This is a genomic window from Dyella monticola (assembly GCF_003363155.1).
Taxonomy (GTDB): Bacteria; Pseudomonadota; Gammaproteobacteria; order Xanthomonadales; family Rhodanobacteraceae; genus Dyella_B; species Dyella_B monticola.
On sequence record NZ_QRBE01000002.1, the window covers coordinates 407,792 to 432,029 of the forward strand.

The window sequence follows — 24,238 nt, forward strand, 5'->3', positions numbered from 1 at the left end:
CTCAATTTCCACAAGCATTATTCCAGCCCACTTCTGTTGCATAGTCCGTGATGCCGCTGGCCAAGCCTATCATCGGACCAGCCACAAGCGCTCCTTTGCCAAGAGTGGGCGCGGTTGCCAATGTTGTCACCATGGCGTATGGAGCAGAGCGACTAATCATCTGAGTTGTAACATTTGGATTAATTCCAATTACCGATCCAGCATAGGAAGCAATTCCGTTTATAGCTACGCTAGCTGAATTACGATCGCTTATTGCCGAAGCTAACATGTTCGAGATCATCCCTCCTGCAGGGCCTCCCACATAGGGAACTATTTGATTATTGAAACCTGTTACGGCACCAGCCGCCACACCGCCGGCTAATGCACCAATGACAATTCCATAGGGATTTCCTCTCAGATCCACCATTGCGGTTAATGCACCGCCAACGCTTCCGCCTGCGACTGATCCTGCCACGTCAGCCGCGCCTCTGCTGCAATACCAACTTTTTGCAGGAACATTTGCGGTTACATTCACCGGCTTCTCCGTCGGAATACTCCCTCCCCCTCCGCCAGGCCCACCTGCAGATCCTCCTCCCGCATTGCTGTTTCTTGAACCGCCTTGGCCCAACGAATCGGAGCTGTCTCCGCAATACCCTATGCCTGCAGCCACTCCATTTACGTACGCAGCACAGTAATCCATGCCGGTCGGATCGATGAAGTTCAGCGGACTGTTGGCGGCATACGCATACCGATTGAAGTTGAACACATCGCCCGCTCTCGCAGCGATCAAATCAGCAGAGATAAATCGCCCGAGGTCCGAATCGTAGTATCGCTGCTGCATGTGGGTCAGACCCGTAAGCGGGTCTTCGTATTGCCCGGTGTAACCGGGTGCTTCGCTCTTCTGCTGGTTATCGGCCACTCCGCCGTACGCCTTGTAGTCAGTCTTGGCTACAACGTTGGCGTTGGCGTCCGTCATGATTACATTGCTACCCAGGCGATCGGTGTGAATGTAATACACCGAATCCGTGATAGCTCATGGCATATACCAGCGGACGAAAAAAGCCGTCAATAGACCAATAAAAGCAAGAGGCAGCCAGTATAAGATACGCCAGCTTTTAAAATTTTGCGGCTCACCTATTCTCTTAGCTGCTCGCTCTCCCCAAATTACATAGGACATCCCAAATACAAAGAATGGAACTCCAAATCCAGATATACCAAAGCAAAATACATTGGGCTTCATATGAATATGAATTGGAATGAGCAGCCCGATGAAAATACTAATAAGACCAAAGGAAAACAGAAATAGACCTGCCTTCCGATAAGACATTCTTACTTTATTGCTCATTAATTTTCTCGTTAGTTCGCGCAGAAGGACCTATTTTCCGCTCGCAACGCTGCTTCCAGACTTGATTGCGTGACACTGATAGCAAGACCCATACCCCCACCCCTTAAACCCGCCTTAAACATACCGCTTGCCGTTCCGCCCTTGAACCACGTGTAAATCACAGACCCCACACTAGCCCCTAATGTCGCCCCCGTGCCGTTAGCGACAGGGCGCGAATAACCTTGATTCGACAACTCGCTGGATACAGCACCGCCAAAAAGCCCTCCAAAAGCACTCGCTCCAAGTTCAAATTTATTTCCCGCAGTAGAAGCGGCTCCCAGCGCACCTAGCGCACCACCATTCCATTGCGTCGTATTCATCAGCCCATCCGCTACACTTAGTCCGCCATTAACTAGCCCTCCTAAAGCCGCCGAGCCAAATGCCCCTGGCCCGCTTTCACTTCCCAGAACCGCCCCCGCACCAGCACCAACCACAGCCCCAGCTATCCCACGTATCTGCCACTCCTTTAAGCAATACATTCCCTGAGAAGTTGCCGTCACATTCACCGGCTTCTCCGTCGGAATACTCCCTCCCCCTCCGCCAGGCCCACCTGCAGATCCTCCTCCCGCATTGCTGTTTCTTGAACCGCCTTGGCCCAACGAATCCGAGCTGTCTCCGCAGTACCCTATGCCTGCGGCCACTCCATTTACGTACGCAGCACAGTAATCCATGCCGGTCGGATCGATGAAGTTCAGCGGACTGTTGGCGGCATACGCATACCGATTGAAGTTGAACACATCGCCCGCTCTCGCTGCGATCAAATCAGCAGAGATAAATCGCCCGAGATCCGAATCGTAGTATCGCTGCTGCATGTAGGTCAGACCCGTAAGCGGGTCTTCGTATTGCCCGGTGTAACCGGGTGCTTCGTTCTTCTGCTGGTTATTGGCCACTCCGCCGTACGCCTTGTAGTCAGTCTTGGCGACAACGTTGGCGTTGGCGTCCGTCATGATTACATTGCTACCCAGGCGATCGGTATGAATGTAATACACCGAATCCGTGACGGCGGGGGCTGTGGGTATCGTGAATTGCCCGGAACCCGGCAGCAGGACGTAGCCGCCATTAGGAACGTCTAGCGTTTCGGCATAAACATAAAGCGGCTGCCCACCGTATCGCTGGCGTACCGCAATGCTGATGCCAATGGCGAACCGGTTGTTCGAATTTTGATTGCGGCAACTGTCTTGAATGGCTTGTTCACTAGGTTGATCAACCTGGTAGACGCCCAACTGCACGCCACCCTTACTTGCCTCGCCGCCGGCATAAAGCTTTATTTGTGGTGAGTAGCGATGAAGCACGTAGCCTTGCCAACAGGCCCAGCCTCGCAATGTGACGGCTCCGTTGCCATCACCAATCTCGCCATCCACATTTCCGATCGTTGGGGTGGTTTGCGCGTAAGCCGGTGCCGCCACCCAAGTGCACAGCGCGAGCGCCCATGCGCACAGTTTCGTTTGCGAGGTCTTCATGACCTTTGCTCCCATCCGTTGTGGTGTCATCGCTCACGCGTTCGATGTGCCTGCGCGCCTTTATCTTTTGTCGATTGCTTGGCCGGACCGCCGCCCGGTCCACCGCCAGACAGATGCATGGAAAACGGACCCCAACGACTCCAACCTGAGCAGCCCACATCGTTGCAGGCACGGACGCTGACGTAGTAGCTGCCAGCTTGAGTAATGCCCACCAATTGGCGAATGTCCGTAGTGGTGTAGAGCACGTTGGGCTCGACGATGGTTATCTCGTACCGACTCGCACGCGCCACCGGATTCCATTCCACGACCACGTTGGCGGGGAACCTGGCAACGGGATAATCGAAAGGCGGGGGTGGTGTAACGAAGGTCGGGCTCGCTGGCAGTGTGGGTGGCGGGTCGGATGGCGACACCTCTACTTGCACCGCAGCAGAAGCATCGCTCCAGCCACGATTGCCGTAGCCACTCTTGGCTAGCACGCGATAGCTGTAGAAGCCACTAGTGTTACCGGGAAGCTGCAATGATGTGCTCGTGGTGTCGCTGGCCACACGGCGCGGAATCGGCATCAAGCTGCCATTGTCGAGTTCGTCGACGTCGTAACTCGTAGCGCCGATAGTCGGATCCCAACTGATGGAATAAGAGCCACGCTGTGCACTACCTGGCACATGAATGGTTTGCACGCGTGCGGGCGTAACGCCCATGGGGCTGGAAACCACCCAGCCGCCACAGGTAGTGGCACAGGCACGTATTTGATAAAGATACGTGCCGCCTTGACGGCCATTTAGGTCGAGGCTGGATTGCGCGCCGCTGTAGATCGTGTCCCACGCGTCGCCGTTGTATTGCTCTTGTAGTTCGTACCGGGTTGCACCTTGCGAGACACCCCATGCGATGTTGTAGTTGCCATTGGATGGACTTGCGGGCACAAAGCTGATGGCGCCTGGCAAATCATGCTTACGCGTGGTGGCTTGCGCCACCAGCATGCCACCGAGGTAGATGTAGTCGGTTTCGCTGGAGGCAACATTGTTATCGCGCTGGAGCATCAGCTGACCATTCTGATTGCTGTAGACGTAGTAGCTTTTGTTACCGCCAACGCCCAGGCGTGTTTTGAGCACACGCCGCCCGAAGGCATCGTAGACATAACGTTCTTTGCCGCTGACTTCGATAAGGCGGTTGGCGAAGTCGAAGGTAAATGGCGTGTCATCGCGCCGCGTGATATTGCCCCGCCAGTCGTAGTCGAAGCTATGCATCTGAGCGTCGGAACCCATCGCGCGGCTCAGGCGATTGTCCGGATCGTAGGTGTAGTCGCGTACCAAACCATTGCCGTTGACGATGCGACGTAGATTGTTGAGTGGGTCGTAGCTGTAGCTTTCGCTGTTTGTCGCGCCAGGCAAGATGGTGTTAGTAAGGCGATTGAGTGTGTCGTATTGAAAGGTGCGCTGGCTGCCAACACCTTGCAGCAGATCATTGGCTTGAGTGAGGTTGCCAGTTTGGTCGTAGCCGAAGTCTTGGCTGAAGAGTAAGTTGCCGCTGGGCAATGCATAGCTCAAGTTGCTTGGTAATTGGCGTGCGTTTTGTTCGGTGACGTATTCGATGCCGTTGCCATATTTGAAGTATTCCAATTTACCGTTGGGCAGGTAGCGCGCGCTATTGGCATAGATGCCAGCTTGAGTAGGGCGTCCCCACGCATCGGGCGCATAGGTAATGAGACGGCCGTCGGGATAGGTAACGCTGGCAAGGCCACCGTTGCCGTCGTAGGTGTAGGCGAGATTGAAGGGCAAACCATCGACAACAAGCGTCTCGCCGACGGGCAGACCTAGATGGTTGTAGGCGTAAGTCCAGCGACTCAGGCCGGTGTCGGCGCTGGTGAGTCGGCCCATGAGGTCGTAGGTGAATTGTGCGGAGGAGCTGTCGCCGGGATAGCTAATCGCAGTAACGCGATCCATGGCGTCGTAGCTACGCTGAGTTTTCGTGCCATTGGCGATCAGCTCGCGGCCACAGTCGCTGCTGGCGATGTCGACCTGAGCACGCCAGGTTTCACGGCTTCCCGCATCGTAGTCAAAGACTGTGCTGCCGGTTTCAGGGTTCCACGTACGGCATAACCGCTTGGCGCTGTCGTAGTAGTTGACTCGGGTCAGCGAGACCTGGGCGTTTTGATAGAGACCCGATTGGGTGAGCGTGAGCGGCGCCCCGTACACATCACGCGTAACGGTTTGCGTAATACCTTCTGGCGCATCAATGCGCAGTACGTTAGCGGTGCCTGGAGCATCAAGCACATGGTATTGCGTGGTGGTGACGCCGCCTTTGGGATCGGTCTGTTGAGTGCGTGCACCGCTGAGGTAGGCGAGCGCGGTGGTGAGCACGCCTTGTTCGGAATCTTGATGGCTGGCTACGGGACGATCCAAGGCATCGTAGTCGGTGCGGATGCCTTGGGTGAGCTGGTCGATGCGCGCCACGTTGAGTGAACGATAAGAGGCAAACACCGCGCGACCACGCCAATCGTAGGCCTGTGCCTGGGTGATCCATGCTGCGGCACCGGCAGGACCCGCGCGGGAGGCACGCAGGATCGGGCGCATCAGGGCATCGTAGTCAACATAGCTTCCTGCACTCCCACGATTTTCCGTATACCGCCAATGCGCGCCTGAAATGCCTGTTCCAGGCTGTTCTGCGTAAACGTAGCTGTAATCGGTGTCGTTCCAGACGGTGCTATCGCCCTGGGGCTCATGCAGGTGCGTGATGCGTCCCATGACATCGTATTCGGCGGTAGTGGTGACACCTGCGCGGTCAATATGCGTGGTGACATTTCCGAAGTCATCAGGCCAGTTGTTTTCGCTTGTTCCGTCGGGATAGACGGTGGTGGCGGGACTGCCCATCACATAAGTCTTGTACTGGGTGGCGAGGCCGTTACCGTCGGTGACGCTAGCGACGTGGCCCTGAGCATCATAGGTGTAGGACGCTTGCCTGAGACCGAAGCGGTGGTGTTCTTTCAGCGTGACCTTGGCAAGGTCGTAGACGTTCTGGCTGATGACCGTATTGTCGGCCGTATTCGTGATCGATTGCGGCAAACCCAACACCCAATGGGGGAGATCATTGAGATAGTCGATGTGCGTCTCGAGCGTGGGTTGGCCGGCTATGGTGTTGCTGCGCCGAACCTGCGTGGGTTGCCCGAAGGCGTTAAACGACAGGTTCTCGGTGACATAGCTGTCACCATCTTGTGTGAGCGTTTGCTTGGCAAGCGGCATGACGCTGCTGAACGCTGCGTTGTTGACACGCGAGCCGACCGCGTTCCCCAGCAGGCTCGGATACGGCCCAGCATTCGACGCGGCGTAATCGAAGCGCAGGCTGCGCGACGCGGAACCCTCTGCATGGCGGTCGGTATCGAGTGCAAGCAGATGGCCTTCGGTTTCATCCGCCACGTTACTGAAGGTAAAACGTGTAACGCGCTGACTTGGATCGACGACCTCCATCCAGAGCGACGACTCGGAGGATTTTGCATAGCGATACGTCCATGTCGGCGTGCCCATGTTGGCGCCGCTCTCGCTTCGTTGAACGAGCGACAACGTGTCGTATTGCGAAGGTTTCCAGGGGAAATCCCCGGAAACACCACAAGCATTGGCAACGTGGGTGCGGCCATGGCGCACACCCGCCAGAACGAGCTGTTCAGTCAGGCCATTGGGATCACTTAGCGTACCGGTGAATGTTTGGGCAGCATCAAAGGGTGCGAGTGCGCTACAGGTAGTCGTTCCGTTGTAGGTAAGTGTGGCGTCAGCCAGGTCTTGCAACTTATAACCCCACGCCGTGCCATCGGGACGCGTAACACCGGTGAGCGTTTCACGACCGGTACCCAGGTTGGCGTACTGGTATGACCATTTGCGTGGTTTACTCGTATAAGGCCTCAGAATGACCTGATCGACGAGGCTTGGAACATCGGTGCGATAATGCAGATCGAGTTGCACTTCAGTGGGATTGACTACGGTCACCAGGCGATCGCCGTCGTAAACGAACTCCTGCGCGTTGCCGAAGCGGTCTTCAATGCGCGTGACCAACAGTGTGGCGCGCTCACGCGCCACGGTACCGAGATTGGCCAGATCCAATGACGGCACGGACTCATACACCAAGTGATTGAAGGTGTACTTCGTGCCATCGGGCGCCATGGCGATAAAGGCTTCGCCCGGTTCATCGTTGTCGGTTTGGTCCAGGCAACCGATTTGCCATTGCTGGGCAGTGAGAAGCGGGTAGCGCTGTGGCGAATCTTCGGCAGCCAAGGCATTGGCCGCATCGCGCCGGAGAATTTCCTGCTCGCCCTGGCCTGGTACGATTAATTGGTAGCCCTGCCACCAGACATTAGGATCCACCGCATCAGGATCGAGTGCGGTGCCTTCGCCAGGTGTGATACCTGGACTGCGAATCGGATTGCCGCCTGGATCGCGAACAGGGTCGATGCCGATCATTCCCAGGCTTTGGATGTGTTCCTTCAGCTCAGCCGCACTTTGCGTCGGTGGTGCGGCAAATGCGCTGCAGCGCGCATAGGGATGGGTACCTGCAACTTGCCAGCCGTGACCATCCTTGCCACGCACCGTCAAGGTGGTCATGCGCGGCAGCTCCAGCTGCCAATCGCCGAATGCACCCGAATGCACCGCGCCAGACGAATAGTTGCCGGGCGTAAAGCTGCGCGTCATGGATAGCGGGAAACCGTTGGTATTCAGCCATACGTCCGTCTGCACTAGCGCGAGTTCGCCACTGATTGGATTGATCTGCTCGCCAAAGGCGCCAGCATCGGGTAGCGGCACCGTGCCTTTCATACCGACGTACGCGCGCAGTTCGCTTTGCGGCGTGGCGGATTGCGCAATAGCTGCTGCGGAAGCAAAACAGGCCAGTAACGCGCCTGCATGGACGCGCAGTGAAAACGGCATAACGATGTCCCCACGAACGGAGTAGTGCCTCGCCCAATCAGTTGGACGAGAGCGACTCGATATATTCAGGGAGACGTTTTTTAATTTTTAGCCGGTTCGAGCGTGCCGCATTGTGGGCTTCTTGTTCTGAAACCTGTACGGTTTCGCTGACCGAAGCCTTCCGATCATCGAAGATGACGGAAGGAAATCAGGCGGTTTCGGCCCTCGTCCCAAAGCTGATTAGCGGGATGTCGTAGACGGAATGAAGCAGTGGCGCGTAAACCAAGTCAACGCGCTTTTAGTGCGTCTGCCAGCGAAAAGATCCGCGTCATCGGCACCCACTTCTGCCCTGCTTCGGCCCACGGCAAGCGTTGCTGGTAGCGGTCCATCAAGTGCTCCCACGCTTGTGTCTTTTCATCGGGCGTGTCGCTTTCGCGCTTGACCGAAGCGTCGTACCGATCACCGACCTGCACCACCATCACCAGCCGATTGCCGGTGCGGAAGATTTCCATGTCTTCGATACCCGAGGCGCGGATGGAGGCGACGATTTCCGGCCAGACGACGCCAGGACGATGCCAGCGTTCGTATTCGGCGATGGCCTGGGCGTCGTCCTTGAGGTCCAGCGCGTAGTAAAGACGTTGCATCAGGCTGCGCTTCCTTTCAGGCGACGTTGCTGCCAGGCGAAGCAGGCGATCACAGCAAAGCAGCCCATCGGCACGAGCATTGCCGTGGCCATTGTGGAGTGATCGGACACCGCGCCCATCAGCGCGGTGAGTACGGCGCCGCCGATGATGGTCATCACCAGCAGGGCTGAACCGAGCTTGCGCTGGTCATCGCTGCGCCCCTGCACGCCCAGGGCGAATATGGTTGGGTACATCACGGACATGAAGAAGCTGCAGGCCGCCAAAGCATAGGCGCCGCTGAGCCCGGGCAGCAGCACCGCATACAGGGTCAAACCAACGTTGATGACCGCAAACAGCGCAAGCAATCGCACCGGTGCGATGTACTTCATCAAGCCGGCGCCGGCGAAGCGGCCGACCATGAAGCACACCAATTCGGCGGTAAGAAAATTGGCCGCATCTCTGGCCGAGGTGCCATGCATGTTCGCCTGCACGTAGCGAATGGTGTAGCTCCACACGCCTACCTGCGCACCTACGTAAAAAAACTGCGCGAAGAGTGCCCCGACAAACGATTTGTCTCCCAGCAGGTGACGCAGCGCTCCACCCTCGCTCGCCTTGGAGGGAGCCTCCGTGGGTACCGCGATCTTCGGAAAGCTCGTCATCAAGATCAGCACGGCCCAGCCAAGCACGGCCAAACCGATAAACAGGTACGGCCACTGCACGGCACGGGTTTCACCGAGCAGATAGGCCGTTCTCGCCGACGCGGTCATCGCGGCCAGCTGGTCCGGCGTCCGATCGATGCTCGACAAAATGAAATGCTGGCCGATCTGTATGCCGGCGAGCGAGCCAAGCGGGTTGAACGCTTGCGCCAGATTGAGCCGTCGGGTTGCCGTTTCCGGCGGCCCGAGCAAAGTGACGAACGGATTGGCCGAGGTTTCCAGAAAGGCCAAGCCGCTGGCGATCACAAACAAGGCGAACAGGAACATGCCGTAAGTAGCATTCTGCGCTGCGGGCCAGAACAGCAACGCACCGATGCCATACAGCACCAGCCCGAAGATCACCGCGCTCTTGTAACCGAAACGGCGCATATAGATGCCGGCAGGCATCGCAATCAGGAAATACCCGAGATAGAACGCGCTTTGCACCAGACCCGCGCCGAAATCGCTCAGCACGAACGCCTTCTTGAACTGCGCGATCAGCACGTCGTTGAGGTTGTTGGCCGTGCCCCACAGAAAAAACAGGCTGACGATCAAGACCAGCGGCAATGCGTAGCGACCCGCGGAGGTGGCGCCGGCCGCCGGCGTTGAGGAATCATCCGTCACAGTTTGTACGTCCACCCGCTTCTCCCACCTTCAACCTGCCAACTCGACGGCCGCGCCGGTAGTTGGACCCCGTGGCGGCACGTGACGACGCCAACCATTTGTGCAAATATGAAACCGTTATTCATTGATAACACAAGTTGCGCCGCAACATGTCGTCGGGGAGTTTGGACACGTTGGCGCGATGTATCGAGGGAGAGGGAAGCTTATGCCGAATCCGACACCCAAATACCGCGCGCCCGCGCTGGACAAGGGCCTGGATATTCTTGAGCTGCTGGCCGGCTCGCGCCGACCGCTGAGCATTGCGGAGATTTCCGAAGGGGTCGGCCGTTCCCGCGGCGAAATCTTCCGCATGCTGCAGGTGCTGGAAGAGCGCGACTATATCGCGCGCGGCGAAGGGGACGTCGGGTATTCGGTGACGCCCCGCTTGTTCCGGCTCGGCATGGAACAGCCACCGGTGAAAAGCACCATCGAGACCGCGATGCCGATCATGCATCGGCTGGCCGATGCCTGCGGCCAGGCCTGTCACCTGGTGGTGCCGTCCGGCGAGCAGATCGTGGTGGTGGCACGGGTGGATCCTCCCGGTGAAGTGGCGCTGGTGGTTCGCGTGGGTCATCGCCGGCCCATGTCGCAATCCACCTCCGGCCATGTGCTGCTCGCGTTCCAGGAGGAACAAGTGCGCGAGCGCTGGATGGATCTCATCGTTCGCTACGAACCGGCGCTCGACCGCAAGAAACTGATGAAGCTGCTGGCGCCGCTGCGCACGCGCGGTTACGCGTGCGAACGCAGCCACGTGGTGGATGCGGTGACCGATCTTTCCGCGCCGGTGCTGCTGCACGGCAATGCCATGTGCGCACTCACCATCCCCTACCTCGAGCAGGAGACGGCCACGCAGACGATGGACGACGTGATCGCCGCCCTGCTCCAGGCCACCGCCGACATTTCCGAAGCGCTGCAATTTGGCAGCTCCAACCGCAATGCCTGAAACGCATACCGCCCCCCCCCGCGGGATATGCATTCCCCCTTCCCCACCGAGTAGTGAACGATGCTGATTCGCCGATGCGCCATGATGGCTGCCGCCATCGCTGCCACCTTCCTTGCAGGTTCCGTCGCCGCACAGAACTTCGCCGATATCAAACCGTCGCCGCAGCAGACACACTGGCAGGATCTTCAATTCGGCGTGATCGTGCACTTCGGCACCAATACCTTCCTCGACCGCGAATGGGGTGACGGCACGGCCGATCCGAAGGTGTTCAATCCCGATCATGTGGATCCGGATCAATGGGCGCGCGCGGCAAAATCCGCTGGTGCAACCTACATGCTGCTGGTGGCCAAGCATCACGACGGTTTCGCGTTGTGGCCTACCGACCAAAGCAACTATTCGGTGAAAAGCAGCCCCTGGATGGGCGGCAAGGGCGACCTGGTGCGCATGACCGAAGAAGCCGCACACAAAGAAGGCATGGAATTTGGCGTCTATCTCTCGCCGTGGGATCGTCACGAGCCGCGCTACAAAGACCCGGCTGCCTACGACAAATATTACATGGCGCAGATGGACGAACTCGTTATCAACTACGGTCCGCTGGTGGAATGGTGGCTGGACGGCGCCGGTAGCGCAGGCCATGTCTACGATTTCAAGAAATACATGGAAGAGTTGCGCACCTATCAGCCCAACACCATGGTGTTCGCGGATGTCGCATTGTTTGGTTACGGCGACATCCGTTGGGTAGGCCAAGAAGACGGACATATCCACGGCGAAAACTGGAACGTGATCGACCGGCACGGCGATTTGCGCTGGCGTCCGGTGGAAGTGGATACGCCGCTGCACAAACTGCAATGGTTCTGGCACCCCAACAGCGACTCGACACTCAAGAGCGTCGATGAACTGATGGATATCTGGGAAAACAGTGTCGGTCTCGGTGGCCAGTTGATGCTGGGCCTGGCACCGAATCGCCATGGCCTGCTGCCCGCTGCCGACGTGCAACGGCTCAAGGAATTCGGCCAGGCACTGCAGGCGCGTTATGGCGCGGACAAGAATCTGGTGCGCGAACATGCGCACTCCGACGATGCAAACGTTGAAGCAGCGCTGGATGGCAATCCGGATACGTTCTGGTCGGCACCGGAAGGCTCCACTCATGCCACGCTCGAAGTGGATTTCCCAACGCCCATCACGTTCGATCATGCGCTTTCGATGGAATGGCTCAACGATGGTCAATGCGTCCAGAAATATGCCATCGAAGCGTGGGTCAATCAGGCCTGGCAGCCCGTAGCCAAGGCGCAAGCCATCGGCCATATGAAGATCGACCACTTCGCGCCCACCACCACCTCGAAGGTGCGGCTGAACATACTTTCCAGCGTCTGCACGGCACGCATTCGCGAATTTCAGTTGTTTCAGGTCGGGAAATAATCGGGTTCCAAACGAACCCCGAGGCGTGAAGTGGGAACACTTGTCGGAGGGTCATGTTTATCTGGCCATCCCCCAGGCTTCGCTGGAGGATGGCCTCGAACCACCGGCCATGCCGGCCCATACGCCCAAGCAAGCAAAAGGGCCTTGCTGTGGGCGATCAGGTCGTCGTCCAGCACCTGACTACGTATGAAAACGTCCCCAAACCTGCGTATCAGGTGGACGTTTACGCGATCGAGCGCTGGAGTAAAGGCCAATCCGTTCACCAGGATTTTCTTGCTGTGCATCGCTTGACCTGCGATGCACCCGTCACCAAATCCAATCGGGATGTATGGCCTAATCCTACTCATCCAGGTTGCAGCAACCTGCCGCCGCCCACCTCGGCCGGCAGCGTCAACGTGTAGTTGCAATCCGGGCGTACGCCCGACGAGCCCGCCCGCTTCGGGAGGCTGTCCGGGATGATCACCAAGACCAGACAAAACGGCCCGCAGACCCTGGGATCGGCGCTGGAGAAGCTGGTTTTGCGGGAATGCCGTTCGCTGCATCGGGCGCTGGCCATACGCAAGGAGCTTCACAAGGGCATTCACGAATCACGCAAAGCGTGCCGTCGCCTGCGAAGCGCCCTTGCCTTTTTACCGCCCAGCGCCACTGTGGATGCGCTCGATGAGACGCTGCGGCAGCTTATACACAGCTTTTCTCCACAGCGCGATGCTTATATCGCTACACGCACGGCTCGATTATTAGGCTCTGTGCATGAAGCACCGATCGCGCCTGGAGTTGTCGACGCATTGCGCATTCGCTGTAAGCAACGACTCAATCAGGCGGTTGGAAAGGATCCTCATTGGCGTCGGCGACGCGCTCAGGCACGGCGCATGACCACCTCCCTGGCGGCATTGCCGTGGCGGGATATTCGTTCGCAGACCGCAAAGAAAACCCTGAAACGAACCAAGAAAAAGATGAAGAAAGCGCATGCCAAAGCGCAGCGACAACGCACGCCTGCCACCTCGCACCGGTGGCGGCGTCGGGCACGCAAGCTTCGTTATCAACTGGATTGGCTTCGCAAGGCGCGTCATCTGGCAGGCATGAAAAAAAATCGCACAAAACGCTATGACCATCAAGCCAAGCACCTTTCGACGCTCACCGACCAACTCGGATGGCGGCAGGATTTTCAAGTATTTCTACACGCCATCGAGGGGCTTCCCGATTCCGATGACGTACTGGCGGCACGCAGCACGCTGAAAGCAAAATCCGCAAGCTTGTCGGCATCCGAACCGCACGCATCGCAGAACTGATCAGTGGCACACCAGAACAGGAATGGAACAGCAACCGAGAACCTTGTTTGTCTCGCTGCCCAGCAACATGCGATCGAGCGTGGCATAACCGTGCACGCTCATGACGATGAGATCGCAATGCTGCTGCTTGGCTGCACCTACAATGGCTACGTAAGGCCGATGATCGAACACGTATCCACCGTGACAATCGACGCCGGCATGTCTGGCCAAATCCTCAATTTCTGCCAACCGGTGCTGCGCGCGCGCGATCGCGCGTTCGGTATGAGAATCTTGCGCGTGTCGAATGGCGTCGGCGAAATACGCGACGGCAGCAAGCGGCGTCAGCACATGGAACGCGTAAATACGAGCCCCCAGCCGCTGTGCCAGATCGATGCCGATCTGCGCGGCATGCATGGTGTCGTCGGAACCATCCGTCGGAATCAAAATATGCGAGAACATGATGCCTCCTTTGGGTGGTCACCCGAATGCATCGCATTCATTCATGTATCCGCCATGGTTGCGACGACGAATCGCCTTCCTGCTCGGATCGGTGAGGATTTTACACCTGGGCAGGAAGCGCTATCGTCTTGCACGCAGGCGTTTTCACCCGCGTTAAGCCTGCTCCATCACGACTCCGTCGACAAATTATTGAGATGACCATGACGAACGTGGCAATCACGGATACGAACAACGCTCTGCAAGCATTCGTCGCCAGGCACGATCGCCTGTTCGTGCTTACCGGCGCCGGTTGCAGTACCGATTCGGGCATACCCGATTACCGCGACGCCGACGGCGGCTGGAAACGCACTCAGCCCGTGACATATCAGGCATTCATGGGCGAGGAGTCGACCCGCAAGCGCTATTGGGCGCGCAGCCTAGTTGGCTGGCGCCGCTTCGGGAAAGCGTCGCCGAACGCCACGCATCACGCCTTGGTCCAGCTCGAACAGCTCGGCAAAATGACATTGCTGCTCACGCAAAACGTGGACGGTCTGCACCAACGGGCAGGAAGCCGGAATGTGGTGGACATGCACGGGCGGCTGGATACGGTCCGTTGCATGGGATGTGAACACCGCTCACCACGCGCGGCATGGCAAGAGGCTTTGCTGGCACTCAATCCCGAATGGGCCGCACTGGATGCTACAGATGCGCCCGATGGCGATGCCGATCTGGATGGCCATGACTTCAACCGTTTTACCGTTCCACCCTGCCCGCATTGCGGCGCCCTGATGAAGCCGGATGTGGTGTTCTTCGGAGAGAACGTGCCGCGCGAACGCGTTGGCACGGCCATGCAGGCATTGGATGCGGCCGACGCCGTGCTGGTGGTGGGATCGTCATTGATGGTGTTTTCGGGTTATCGCTTTGCCCATGCCGCCGCCAAAGCGGGCAAGCCGATCGCTGCGGTCAACCTGGGACGTACACGCGCCGATTCACTGCTGAGCCTGAAAGTGGAACAACCCTGCGCGCAGGCGCTGGCTTTTCTTCTCCACTCAAGCGCATCAACGACGCGCGCGGAAGAAGTCGCGTAACAGCAGCGCCGATTCCTCGGCAAGCAGGCCGCCCTGCACGGTGATGCGATGGTTATGGCGATCGGATATGAGCGTATCGAACACGCTGCCGGCTGCCCCCGTCTTCGGATCGGTGGTGCCATACACGACCCGCCCCACGCGCGCGTGCACTAGCGCCATGGCGCACATCGCGCAGGGCTCGAGGGTTACGTAGAGGGTGGCGCCGACGATCCGGTAATTGGCCAGTTTCTCGCCGGCCGCGCGCAAGGCCATGATCTCGGCATGAGCGGTAGGATCGTGCAAGGTGATGTTGCGGTTCCAGCCCAGGCCGACGATTTGGCCGTCCTGCACCAGTACCGCACCGACCGGCACCTCGTCCTCCGCATCGCGGGCATGGCGAGCGAGCTGCAGCGCGCGGCCCATATAGGCTTCGTCCTCGACGCTGAATGCCGGTGGTAAATTATCGACGGTTAATTCATCAGCCATTTCAAATAGTTATATGGCTTTCTTGAGAAGAAGTAATATCGGAAGCCAGGCGCAACCCATTGATTTAATTATTCCCACTCAATGGTGGCGGGCGGCTTACCGCTTATATCGTAAACGACACGAGAAATACCGCGTATTTCATTGATAATTCGATTGGAGACACTGCCGAGAAACGCATACGGCAGCTCCGCCCAATGAGCAGTCATGAAGTCGATGGTTTCCACCGCCCGTAGTGCAACCACCCACTCGTAAGCACGGGCGTCACCCACCACGCCCACTGATTTCACCGGCAGGAAGACGGCGAAGGCCTGACTGACTTGGTCGTACAGATCAGCCTTGCGCAGTTCTTCGATAAAGATAGCATCCGCACGCGCCAGCAACTCTGCGTACTCGGCCTTGACCTCGCCCAGGATGCGCACACCCAGGCCCGGGCCGGGAAACGGATGGCGATAGACCATTTCGCGCGGCAAACCAAGCTCGACGCCGATACGCCGCACTTCATCCTTGAACAGCTCACGCAACGGCTCGACCAGCTTGAGCTTCATGTGCTCCGGCAGGCCACCCACGTTGTGGTGACTCTTGATCACGTGTGCCTTGCCGGTCTTGCTGCCGGCCGACTCGATCACATCAGGGTAAATGGTGCCTTGCGCCAGCCACTTCACATGACCGTTGCCGGCAGCGGTGACCTTGGCCGATTCTTCGTCGAAGATTTCCACGAACAGGCGGCCGATGATCTTGCGCTTGGCTTCAGGATCGGCCACGCCTTCCAGCGCCTTGAAGTAACGCTCCGCGGCATTGACGCGGATCACCTTCACGCCCATGTGTTCGGCCATGGCGGCCATCACCTGGTCGCCCTCCCGCCAGCGCAGGAGACCGGTGTCGACAAACACACAGGTGAGCTGATCGCCGATCGCACGATGGAGAAGCGCGGCGACCACGGACGAATCCACGCCACCGGAGAGCCCCAGCAGCACGTGGTCTTTACCCACCTGTTCGCGCACGCGCGCAATCTGGTCGTCGATGATGTGCGCGGCCGTCCAGAGCGTCTGGCAGCCGCAGATGTCAGCGACGAAACGCTTGAGCAACGCAGTGCCCTGTTTGGTGTGTGTTACTTCCGGATGGAACTGCACACCATACCAACCCTTGGCTTCGTTCGACATGGCCGCAACGGGAATGCGATCCGTGACAGCCGTGACGGTGAAACCAGGAGGCGCCTTGGCGACGTGATCGCCGTGGCTCATCCACACATCCATCGCTTGGCACGAATCGTGATCGCTTAGACCACCAAGCAATGTGTCCGATGCGACGATGTCCACGCGCGCATGACCGAATTCGCGCGCGTCCGCCGCTTCCGTGGCGCCACCGAGTTGTGCGGCCAGTGTCTGCATGCCGTAGCAGATACCGAGAATCGGCAGACCCGAATCGAATACCTGCTGCGGTGCTTTGGGCGCACCGTGCACGGTGGTCGATTCCGGACCGCCGGAAAGAATGATGCCTTTGGCACCAAACGCCGCGATCTCGGCCGGGTTGTGATCCCATGCCCAGATTTCGCAATACACGCCAATCTCGCGGATGCGTCGCGCGATGAGCTGCGTGTACTGCGCACCGAAATCGAGGATGAGGATCTTGTCGCTATGGATGTTGGTCATGGCGGCGCAGTCAGGAAACTAAGGAGTAGCTGGAAGTAACTCAGCGTCATCCCGGCAAAGGCCGGGATCCAGCAAAAGTACGTTGTGCAAAACACTCAAAACCGAACGTATGCGCTTCGTACGCGCGCGGTTGGATGCCGGCATGCGCCGGAATCACAAGCCGCCATTACGAATTCAGCCGGTAATTGGGCGCTTCTTTCGTAATCTGGATGTCGTGCGGATGCGCTTCGGTCACGCCGGCCGAGGTTACTTTCACGAACTGTGCTTTGTTGCGCACATCTTCGATCGAAGCGGCACCCAGATAACCCATGGAAGCGCGCAAACCACCGATCAACTGATGAATGATGTTGCGCAGCGGGCCACGGTACGGCACCCGACCTTCGATGCCCTCGGGCACAAGCTTGTCCGCGTCGGCCTCTTCCTGGAAGTAGCGGTCCTTGGAACCCAGCGCCATGGCACCGAGCGAGCCCATGCCGCGATAACTCTTGTAGGAGCGCCCCTGGAACAGCTCCACTTCACCGGGCGATTCTTCCGTGCCGGCAAACATGGAGCCGAGCATCACGGTGGACGCACCAGCGGCCAGCGCCTTGGGAATGTCGCCCGAGTAACGGATGCCACCGTCGCCGATCAGCGGGATGTCATCCTTCAGCGCGCTGGCCACCATGTCGATGGCCGTGATCTGCGGCACGCCCACGCCGGCAACGACACGTGTGGTGCAGATCGACCCAGGGCCGACACCTACTTTCACCGCATCCGCGCCGGCATCGCGCAGTGCCAGCGCCGCATCGCCAGTGACGATGTTGCCGGCAATCACCTGCACCTGCGGGTACTGTTTCTTCACCCATGCAGTACGTTCGATCACGCCTTGCGAATGACCATGCGCGGTATCCACCACGATCACGTCCACACCGGCTTCGACCAGGGCTTCCACACGCTGTTCGGTGTCACCACCCACGCCGACGGCGGCGCCTACCAGCAGGCGCTCATGGGCGTCCTTGGCAGCGTTGGGGTTGTCGCGGGCTTTCTGGATGTCCTTGACGGTGATGAGCCCGCGCAACTGAAACGCGTCGTTCACCACCAGCACTTTTTCGATGCGATGCTTGTGCAACAGTTGCAGCACATCATCCTGGCTGGCACCTTCTCTGACGGTGACCAGTTTGTCCTGGCGCGTCATGATGTTGCGCACCGGATCGTCATGCTTGCGTTCGAAGCGCAAGTCACGACTGGTGACGATACCGACCAACTGCTCCCCTTCAACCACCGGCACGCCGGAAATGTTGTGCGCGCGAGTGAGCTTGAGCACATCACGGATGGATGTGTGCGGCGTAACAGTGATGGGCGCGCGGATGACGCCGGCCTCGAACTTCTTCACCAGCCGCACTTCGGCGGCCTGCTGTTCGGCGGTCATGTTCTTATGGATGATGCCGATGCCGCCGTTTTGCGCCATGGTGATGGCGAGCCGGGCTTCGGTAACCGTGTCCATGGCAGCGGACACGATGGGGATGTTCAGTCGGAGGTTGCGCGTGAGCCGCGTGGAGGTATCCACATCGCGCGGCAGTATCTGGGAGTGGGCCGGGACGAGGTAAACGTCGTCGTATGTAAGGGCCTCGGCAAGGATGCGCATGCGAAAAGTCCCGCTGCAAAGAGAGGATTATACGCGGGAGCTGGGCGCGGCGCGAGTTTTGCTTTAGACGGCCGTCGAACGTCCGCCAAAACCTCACGATGGCCTCGGCGGAGGCCGCGGGTTGGCGACTTAGTAAGGGCCGAGGCTTTCGCCGGAATGCTGATCAAGGATCGCGCGCTTCAGCCGCTTCCAGCGTGTTTTCCATCAGCGTAGCCACGGTCATCGGCCCCACGCCGCCGGGCACCGGCGTGATCCAACTGGCACGTTGCGCGGCGGGTTCGAATTCCACATCGCCGACAAGGCGCCCGTCGTCCAGACGGTTGATGCCTACGTCCACCACAACCGCGCCCGGCTTCACCCATTCCCCTCTCACGAGCCCGGGCTTGCCGACTGCAACGATCAGGATGTCGGCCTGTCGCACATAGTTTTCCAGGTCCCGGGTAAAACGATGGCAGCAGGTAGTGGTGCAGCCGGCGATCAACAGCTCCAGTGCCAGCGGGCGCCCAACGTGATTGGAAACGCCCACGACCACGGCATGCTGGCCGCGTACAGGCCGGTCGGTGTGACCAAGCAGCGTCATCACACCGCGTGGCGTGCAGGGGCGCAGGCCGAAACGGCGCAGCGCCAGACGCCCTACGTTGATAGCCTGGAACCCATCGACATCCTTACTGGGATCGATGCGGTCGACCAGAGCATCTTCGTCGATGTGCTCGGGCAGCGGCGATTGGACCAGGATGCCGTGTACGACCGGGTCGGCGTTGAGTCTGTCGATCAGCGCGAACAGCTCATCTTGCGTGGCGCTGGCCGGCAGGTCGAAATCGAAGGAGCGGAACCCCACCTGATGACACGCCTTGCGCTTGTTGCGCACGTACACTGACGAGGCGGCATCGCTTCCTACCAGAACCACGGCCAAACCAGGCTCGCCCTTGCCCTGCGCCTTGCGTTCGCTGACGCGCTTGGCGATGCGGTCGAGCACTTCCTGTGCAATGCGTTTGCCGTCGAGTATGCGTGCGCTCATATTGGGCCCTGGCTTGCGAGGCACGTATTATCGCCCAATGGCGATATAACACACGACGGTCGCTTCCTATTTCCCGTCGTCGACACGCCTCACGACCCCAAAGCGCAGAAACGCTCGATATCCTCATACCCCTGAAATGTCGCCCCAGGCCCGCATCCCGGACAAGCCGGATCGCGTGGCAAGCGCGTTTCGCGAAAGCGCATACCTAGCGCATCAAAGGACAGCAGGCGGCCGACCAAAGGCTCGCCGATGGCAAGGATCAGCTTCAACGCTTCCGTCGCTTGCAACAAGCCGACGATGCCCGGCAGGACGCCCAATACACCCGCTTCGCTGCAATTGGGCGCATCGGCGACATCGGGCGGTTCGGGGAAGAGGCAGCGATAACAGGGGGATTCGCTGCGTCGCGGATCAAATACACCTACCTGGCCGGTAAAGCGTTCGACGGCGCCGTAGACCATCGGCATGTTCAAGCGGCGCGTGGCGGCGGCAAGCAGATAACGCGCAGGGAAATTGTCAGCGCCATCGACGACCAGATCATGTCCGTGGAGTAGACGCTCGACGTTGTCGGCACGCAGGCGTTCATTATGGACCGCAACGTTTACGCGCGGATTGAGTGCACCGAGCGTCATACGCGCCGATTCGGTTTTTGCCATGCCAACGCGCGCATCGGCATGGATGACTTGGCGGTGCAAGTTGGAGCGCTCCACGCGATCATCGTCGATCAGCGTGAGCCGCCCCACACCCGCTGCGGCGAGATAGAGCGCAGCTGGAGCGCCAAGTCCGCCTGCACCCAACAGCACGACACTGGCCTGAGCAAGTTTGAGTTGCCCCGCCTCGCCCACCTGCGGCAGTCGCAACTGGCGTGCGTAACGTTCGGCGGAATCCGTGTCGAGTTGGGCAGTACTGATCGGAAGCGCTTCGGCTTTCCAGCGTTCGAAACCGCCGGCAATGGATGCCACGTGGCGATAGCCCATTCGCTGAAGTGCCTCGGCGGCGAGCAGCGAACGCACGCCACTCCCGCATAGCGTAAGCAGCTCACGCTCGCGGTCGGGTTCCTGGGCCTCGATCCGTAACTCCAGAAAACCGCGCGACAGGCCTAATGCGCCCGTCGGCATACCCGAAGCGCGCTCGATATCCTCGCGCACATCGATCAGCAATGCGCCGCGGGCCTGCCTGCGCAGCGCCTCAGCGGGGGCTATCTCCGGTATCTGCTGGCGCAACGCGGACAGCCAGGAATCACGGTCGAGAGGGGTGTTCATCCCGCATAGTCTAGCGCGCTGGGGGTGATTGTCCCCTTCGTCCTTGGACGGCGTCAGCGTCATCCCATCCCTTTCTGGAAGAGGAGGAAGCGCGAGCTCAGCGCTTGCGGCGCTTTATCTCGCGGATCATGCGCTGGCGCTTGCGCTGCTGGGCTTCGGTAAGCACGTTCTTCTTGCCAGCAAACGGGTTCTCGCCATCGCGAAAGTCGATACGGATGGGTGTGCCTTCGAGCTTGTAACGTTGGCGGAAGAAGTTTTCCAAATAGCGGCGGTAGGCGGGCGCGATATGCTTGGTGCGGCTGCCGTGAATGATGACGGTAGGCGGATTGCTGCCACCCGGATGTGCGAAGCGAAGCTTCGGCGCGTGTCCCCGCACCAACGGTGGCTGGTAGCTTTCGTAAGCGCGTTCCAGCGTGCGCGTGAGATCTGACGAGGTCAGCTCACGCGTGGCCGACGTATGCGCACGCACGACCGCGCGCATCAGCTCACGCAAACCCGAGCCATGCAATGCCGAGATGAACACGCGCTTGGCCCAGTCGGCAAACGCGAGCCGGCGCTCCAGCGCGCGTTGACACTGCTCGCGCGCATAGGTATCCATGTCGTCCCATTTGTTGACGGCAATGACTAGCGCCCTGCCCTCGTCGAGCACGTGGCCAATCAATGTGAGATCCTGGTCGGCGAGGTTTTCGCGCGCGTCGATCATGACCACCACGACTTGCGCTGCAGCCATTGACTGCAGCGTCTTGATGACGCTGAACTTCTCCACCGCTTCTTCGACGCGCGCCTTCCGGCGCACGCCAGCGGTATCGATAAGTGTGTAGCGTTTGCCGTCGCGCTCCACCGGCACGCGAATAGGATCACGCGTGGTGCCTGCGACGTCCGATACGATGAGCCGGTTTTCGCCGAGCAGGCGATTGATCAGCGTGGATTTGCCGGCGTTCGGACGGCCGACGATCGCAACCCGGATGCTGTCTTCGTCCCCGGGGGCGAGTTCCTCATGCGCATCTTCCGGCAGCAACGGCAGCACCGCGGCAACCAACTCCTCGGTACCGCGATTATGTGCCGCCGATAGTGGCAAGGTTTGGGCGATGCCGAATACGGCGAACTCCGCCAGCGCGTGCTCTTCATCCAGGCCATCGGTCTTGTTGACGGCGGCGATGATGGGTTTGCCGCTGCGGCGCAATTCATCGAGGATGCTGCGGTCTTGCGGCAACAAGCCATCGCGTGCGTCGACCACGAACACCAACACCTGCGCTTCGTCGATGGCCACGCGCACCTGTTGCGCGGTGAGTGCGTCAAGACCTTCTTCGACACCGGACAAACCACCGGTGTCGACCACGACAAATGGCCGTACACCGGTGCGGGAAATGCCATAGTGCCGATCGCGCGTCACGCCCGGCATGTCGGCTACCAGGGCGTCACGGCTGCGCGTCAACGCGTTGAACAGGGTCGATTTACCGACGTTTGGACGACCGACCAAGGCGATGACGGGCAGCACGGAACATGATTCCAGAAATTACTTCGCACCCAGACGATACGCGACGAGATGACCCTGGATGTCTTCGACATACACCAGGTCACCGGCCACTACCGGCTGCGCACGAATCGCTTTCTTCGACAGCCGCTCGCGGGCCGCCAGCGCGCCATCCCCGGTTTGCAGCCAATGTACGTAACCTTCGATATCACCCACGACGACATAGTCGCCCTGCACGGCCGGGGCGGTCAGCCAGCGGTATTTGAGGTTGTCGTTCTTCCACATGTCAGCGCCGCTGCTCTTGTCGAACGCCCAGACTTGCGAATCGGTGTTGACACCGTACAGGGCGTTGCCATTGACGACCAACGAGGTGTACGTGGAGAACGGACGCGACCAGAGCGGGCGGCCGCTGGGGCCATCCACAGCGCTGAGATTGCCGTGATAGGCCGACGCATAGAGCGTGCTGCCGTCGAGCACAACGCCACCATCGGCATCGTTCATGCGCTCGATGTCGGTGCGGCCTTCGCCACTGGCCAGATGCTGTTCCCAAAGCTTGTCGCCATTGTCTTCACGCAGCGCGATCAGCTTGCCGTCATCGCTACCGAAGAACACGACACCGTTGGTGACCAGCAGCGGACCGTTACCACGCAGGCTCAACAGCGGCACATTGCCCTGGTCATTGACCCAGCGGCGATCGCCAGTACCGGTGTCCAGGCCATACACACGGCCATCCTGCGTGCGCACGATGACGAGTGCGCCAGCAACGGCCGGCGAGTCAATGACTTCGGAAGGCAACGTGGCGACCCAGCGCTGGCTACCGTCTTTAGCGCTGAGGCCATAGACATGGCCGTCGAGCGTGCCGATCACGAGCAAATCACCCGCGACCGCCGGACCACCTGAATAAAAGGCGTCAGGACGCTTCTTGTCACCCAAGCCGAACCAGCCATGTGTGCGGGTCTTCTTTTCCCACAATGTCTTGCCTGTGTTGGCATCATACGCACCGATGGCACCATCGGTGCTGGCGGCATAGAGCACGCCGTCGACGATGGTGGGCTGCATGCGCACACCGCTCATGCCGGCGCCATGGCCAACACGCGTTTTCCAGACCTGCGCGACGTGCACAGTCGGCTTGAAATCCTTGGCCAGCGGCGTGGGCGGCTGAATATTTTCTTTCTTGAAGGAATGGCAGCCCCCGAGGGCCACCAGCGAACCGGTCACTACGATCAGCCAAAAACGTTTCATGCACCCTGCTTCCCGGCCGTGGCCAGATCGTCGATTTTCATTTGCACTTCGTTGTCCTGCGATACGTGCGGACCCATCGCGCTCACCGCGGCCTGATAGGCCTTGAGTGCGTCATCGCGCCGTCCAAGCTTGACCAGCGCATCGCCACGTAGTTCCTGGCTCTCGATGGCATAGCTATTGGCTGGCATGCGGTCCAGCGCGCTCAGCGCTTCCTGGGCGTTGCCCTTGGCCAATTGCACATGAGCGATGCGAAGCTCCACCAGCGCCTTGAGCTCTGGACTGGGGGCGTGCTGCTCGGCCCAGGTGAGTGAGTCGAGCGCCTTGTCAAATTGCTTGTCTTGCACCTGCCTGCGTGCACGGTCGCTGATGGCAAACAGAGCGTAAGGCGTATCGGCGTAGTCCTTCATCAACTGCTGGATGATGACGTCGACCGCATTGGTGTTGCCGGTGTCGACGACGCCCTGCAGTTCCTGATACAGACCCGACGCCTGCATCTGGTGCGAGACGCGGTGATTGCGCCATTGCTGGTAACCGAAAATGGCGATCAGGCCGATGACGATACCCACAGCGATCGACAGGCCGTTCTGCCTCAGCCATTTTTGTACGCGTTCGCTCTGTTCGTAGTCGTCGTAAGCATCGAATGCCATGCAATCACCGTATC

Annotated in this window: 20 protein-coding genes; 5 read left to right on the forward strand and 15 right to left on the reverse strand. The window is 59.4% G+C overall.

What is annotated here, in order from left to right; translation table 11 throughout:
* Position 1: 1 nt before the first annotated feature.
* From DWU98_RS05460 to fucP, 6 genes are all read right to left on the reverse strand, one after another.
* On the reverse strand, positions 2–997 hold the full coding sequence (locus DWU98_RS05460; protein WP_115494469.1) for an RHS repeat-associated core domain-containing protein: 996 nt from the start codon (positions 995–997) through the stop codon (positions 2–4).
* A gap of 15 nt (positions 998–1,012) precedes the next feature.
* Positions 1,013–1,324, reverse strand: a complete 312-nt coding sequence (locus DWU98_RS21635) for a hypothetical protein (RefSeq protein WP_147293226.1) — start codon at positions 1,322–1,324, stop codon at positions 1,013–1,015.
* Positions 1,325–1,335: 11 nt separating this feature from the next.
* The gene (locus DWU98_RS05465; protein WP_158544983.1) at positions 1,336–2,823 is read right to left on the reverse strand and encodes an RHS repeat-associated core domain-containing protein; all 1,488 of its coding nucleotides are present in this window, start codon (positions 2,821–2,823) and stop codon (positions 1,336–1,338) included.
* A 26-nt stretch (positions 2,824–2,849) separates the two neighbouring features.
* The gene (locus DWU98_RS05470; protein ID WP_115494471.1) at positions 2,850–7,730 is read right to left on the reverse strand and encodes an RHS repeat protein; all 4,881 of its coding nucleotides are present in this window, start codon (positions 7,728–7,730) and stop codon (positions 2,850–2,852) included.
* A 266-nt stretch (positions 7,731–7,996) separates the two neighbouring features.
* Positions 7,997–8,353 carry an L-rhamnose mutarotase gene (locus DWU98_RS05475; protein ID WP_115494472.1) on the reverse strand — a complete coding sequence of 119 codons (357 nt, stop codon included), beginning with the start codon at positions 8,351–8,353 and terminating at the stop codon, positions 7,997–7,999.
* Complete coding sequence (gene fucP / locus DWU98_RS05480; protein ID WP_115494473.1) at positions 8,353–9,651, reverse strand: L-fucose:H+ symporter permease; 1,299 nt, start codon at positions 9,649–9,651, stop codon at positions 8,353–8,355. Before fucP ends, DWU98_RS05475 begins: the two co-directional genes overlap by 1 nt.
* A gap of 205 nt (positions 9,652–9,856) precedes the next feature.
* Here fucP and DWU98_RS05485 point away from each other — a divergent pair, with 205 nt between their 5' ends.
* From DWU98_RS05485 to DWU98_RS05500, 4 genes are all read left to right on the forward strand, one after another.
* The gene (locus DWU98_RS05485; protein ID WP_115494474.1) at positions 9,857–10,633 is read left to right on the forward strand and encodes an IclR family transcriptional regulator; all 777 of its coding nucleotides are present in this window, start codon (positions 9,857–9,859) and stop codon (positions 10,631–10,633) included.
* Positions 10,634–10,693: 60 nt separating this feature from the next.
* Positions 10,694–12,052, forward strand: a complete 1,359-nt coding sequence (locus tag DWU98_RS05490) for an alpha-L-fucosidase (protein WP_115494475.1) — start codon at positions 10,694–10,696, stop codon at positions 12,050–12,052.
* A gap of 149 nt (positions 12,053–12,201) precedes the next feature.
* Entirely contained in the window at positions 12,202–12,453 is a 252-nt protein-coding gene (locus tag DWU98_RS05495; protein WP_115494476.1) for a hypothetical protein, read from the forward strand.
* Between the two features lie 54 nt (positions 12,454–12,507).
* The gene (locus DWU98_RS05500) at positions 12,508–13,341 is read left to right on the forward strand and encodes a CHAD domain-containing protein (protein ID WP_115494477.1); all 834 of its coding nucleotides are present in this window, start codon (positions 12,508–12,510) and stop codon (positions 13,339–13,341) included.
* On the opposite strand, the gene DWU98_RS05505 is transcribed toward DWU98_RS05500, so the two are convergent.
* Positions 13,342–13,779, reverse strand: coding sequence for a universal stress protein (locus tag DWU98_RS05505; protein WP_115494478.1), 438 nt, complete (start codon positions 13,777–13,779; stop codon positions 13,342–13,344).
* Positions 13,780–13,979: 200 nt separating this feature from the next.
* On the opposite strand from DWU98_RS05505, the gene DWU98_RS05510 reads away from it, so the two are divergent.
* On the forward strand, positions 13,980–14,846 hold the full coding sequence (locus tag DWU98_RS05510; RefSeq protein WP_115494630.1) for an NAD-dependent protein deacetylase: 867 nt from the start codon (positions 13,980–13,982) through the stop codon (positions 14,844–14,846).
* Here DWU98_RS05510 and tadA read toward each other — a convergent pair.
* The 8 genes from tadA to DWU98_RS05550 form a co-directional block, all read right to left on the reverse strand.
* Positions 14,817–15,311: a tRNA adenosine(34) deaminase TadA gene (tadA, locus tag DWU98_RS05515; RefSeq protein ID WP_115494479.1), complete on the reverse strand. Its 495-nt coding sequence runs from the start codon at positions 15,309–15,311 to the stop codon at positions 14,817–14,819. The two genes, DWU98_RS05510 and tadA, sit on opposite strands and share 30 nt — an antisense overlap.
* Before the next feature lie 68 nt (positions 15,312–15,379).
* The gene (guaA, locus tag DWU98_RS05520; protein WP_115494480.1) at positions 15,380–16,960 is read right to left on the reverse strand and encodes a glutamine-hydrolyzing GMP synthase; all 1,581 of its coding nucleotides are present in this window, start codon (positions 16,958–16,960) and stop codon (positions 15,380–15,382) included.
* 166 nt (positions 16,961–17,126) lie between these two features.
* Complete coding sequence (guaB, locus tag DWU98_RS05525; protein WP_115494481.1) at positions 17,127–18,584, reverse strand: IMP dehydrogenase; 1,458 nt, start codon at positions 18,582–18,584, stop codon at positions 17,127–17,129.
* A 163-nt stretch (positions 18,585–18,747) separates the two neighbouring features.
* Positions 18,748–19,602 (reverse strand): bifunctional methylenetetrahydrofolate dehydrogenase/methenyltetrahydrofolate cyclohydrolase FolD, encoded by an 855-nt coding sequence (folD, locus tag DWU98_RS05530; RefSeq protein WP_115494482.1) that lies wholly within the window; start codon positions 19,600–19,602, stop codon positions 18,748–18,750.
* 89 nt (positions 19,603–19,691) lie between these two features.
* Positions 19,692–20,861, reverse strand: a complete 1,170-nt coding sequence (gene moeB / locus DWU98_RS05535; RefSeq protein ID WP_115494483.1) for a molybdopterin-synthase adenylyltransferase MoeB — start codon at positions 20,859–20,861, stop codon at positions 19,692–19,694.
* Positions 20,862–20,958: 97 nt separating this feature from the next.
* Positions 20,959–22,359 carry a ribosome biogenesis GTPase Der gene (der, locus tag DWU98_RS05540; RefSeq protein ID WP_115494484.1) on the reverse strand — a complete coding sequence of 467 codons (1,401 nt, stop codon included), beginning with the start codon at positions 22,357–22,359 and terminating at the stop codon, positions 20,959–20,961.
* An 18-nt stretch (positions 22,360–22,377) separates the two neighbouring features.
* Positions 22,378–23,577, reverse strand: a complete 1,200-nt coding sequence (gene bamB, locus DWU98_RS05545) for an outer membrane protein assembly factor BamB (RefSeq protein ID WP_115494485.1) — start codon at positions 23,575–23,577, stop codon at positions 22,378–22,380.
* Positions 23,574–24,224, reverse strand: coding sequence for a YfgM family protein (locus DWU98_RS05550; RefSeq protein WP_115494486.1), 651 nt, complete (start codon positions 24,222–24,224; stop codon positions 23,574–23,576). The genes bamB and DWU98_RS05550 overlap by 4 nt, the downstream gene beginning before the upstream one ends.
* Positions 24,225–24,238 lie beyond the last annotated feature (14 nt).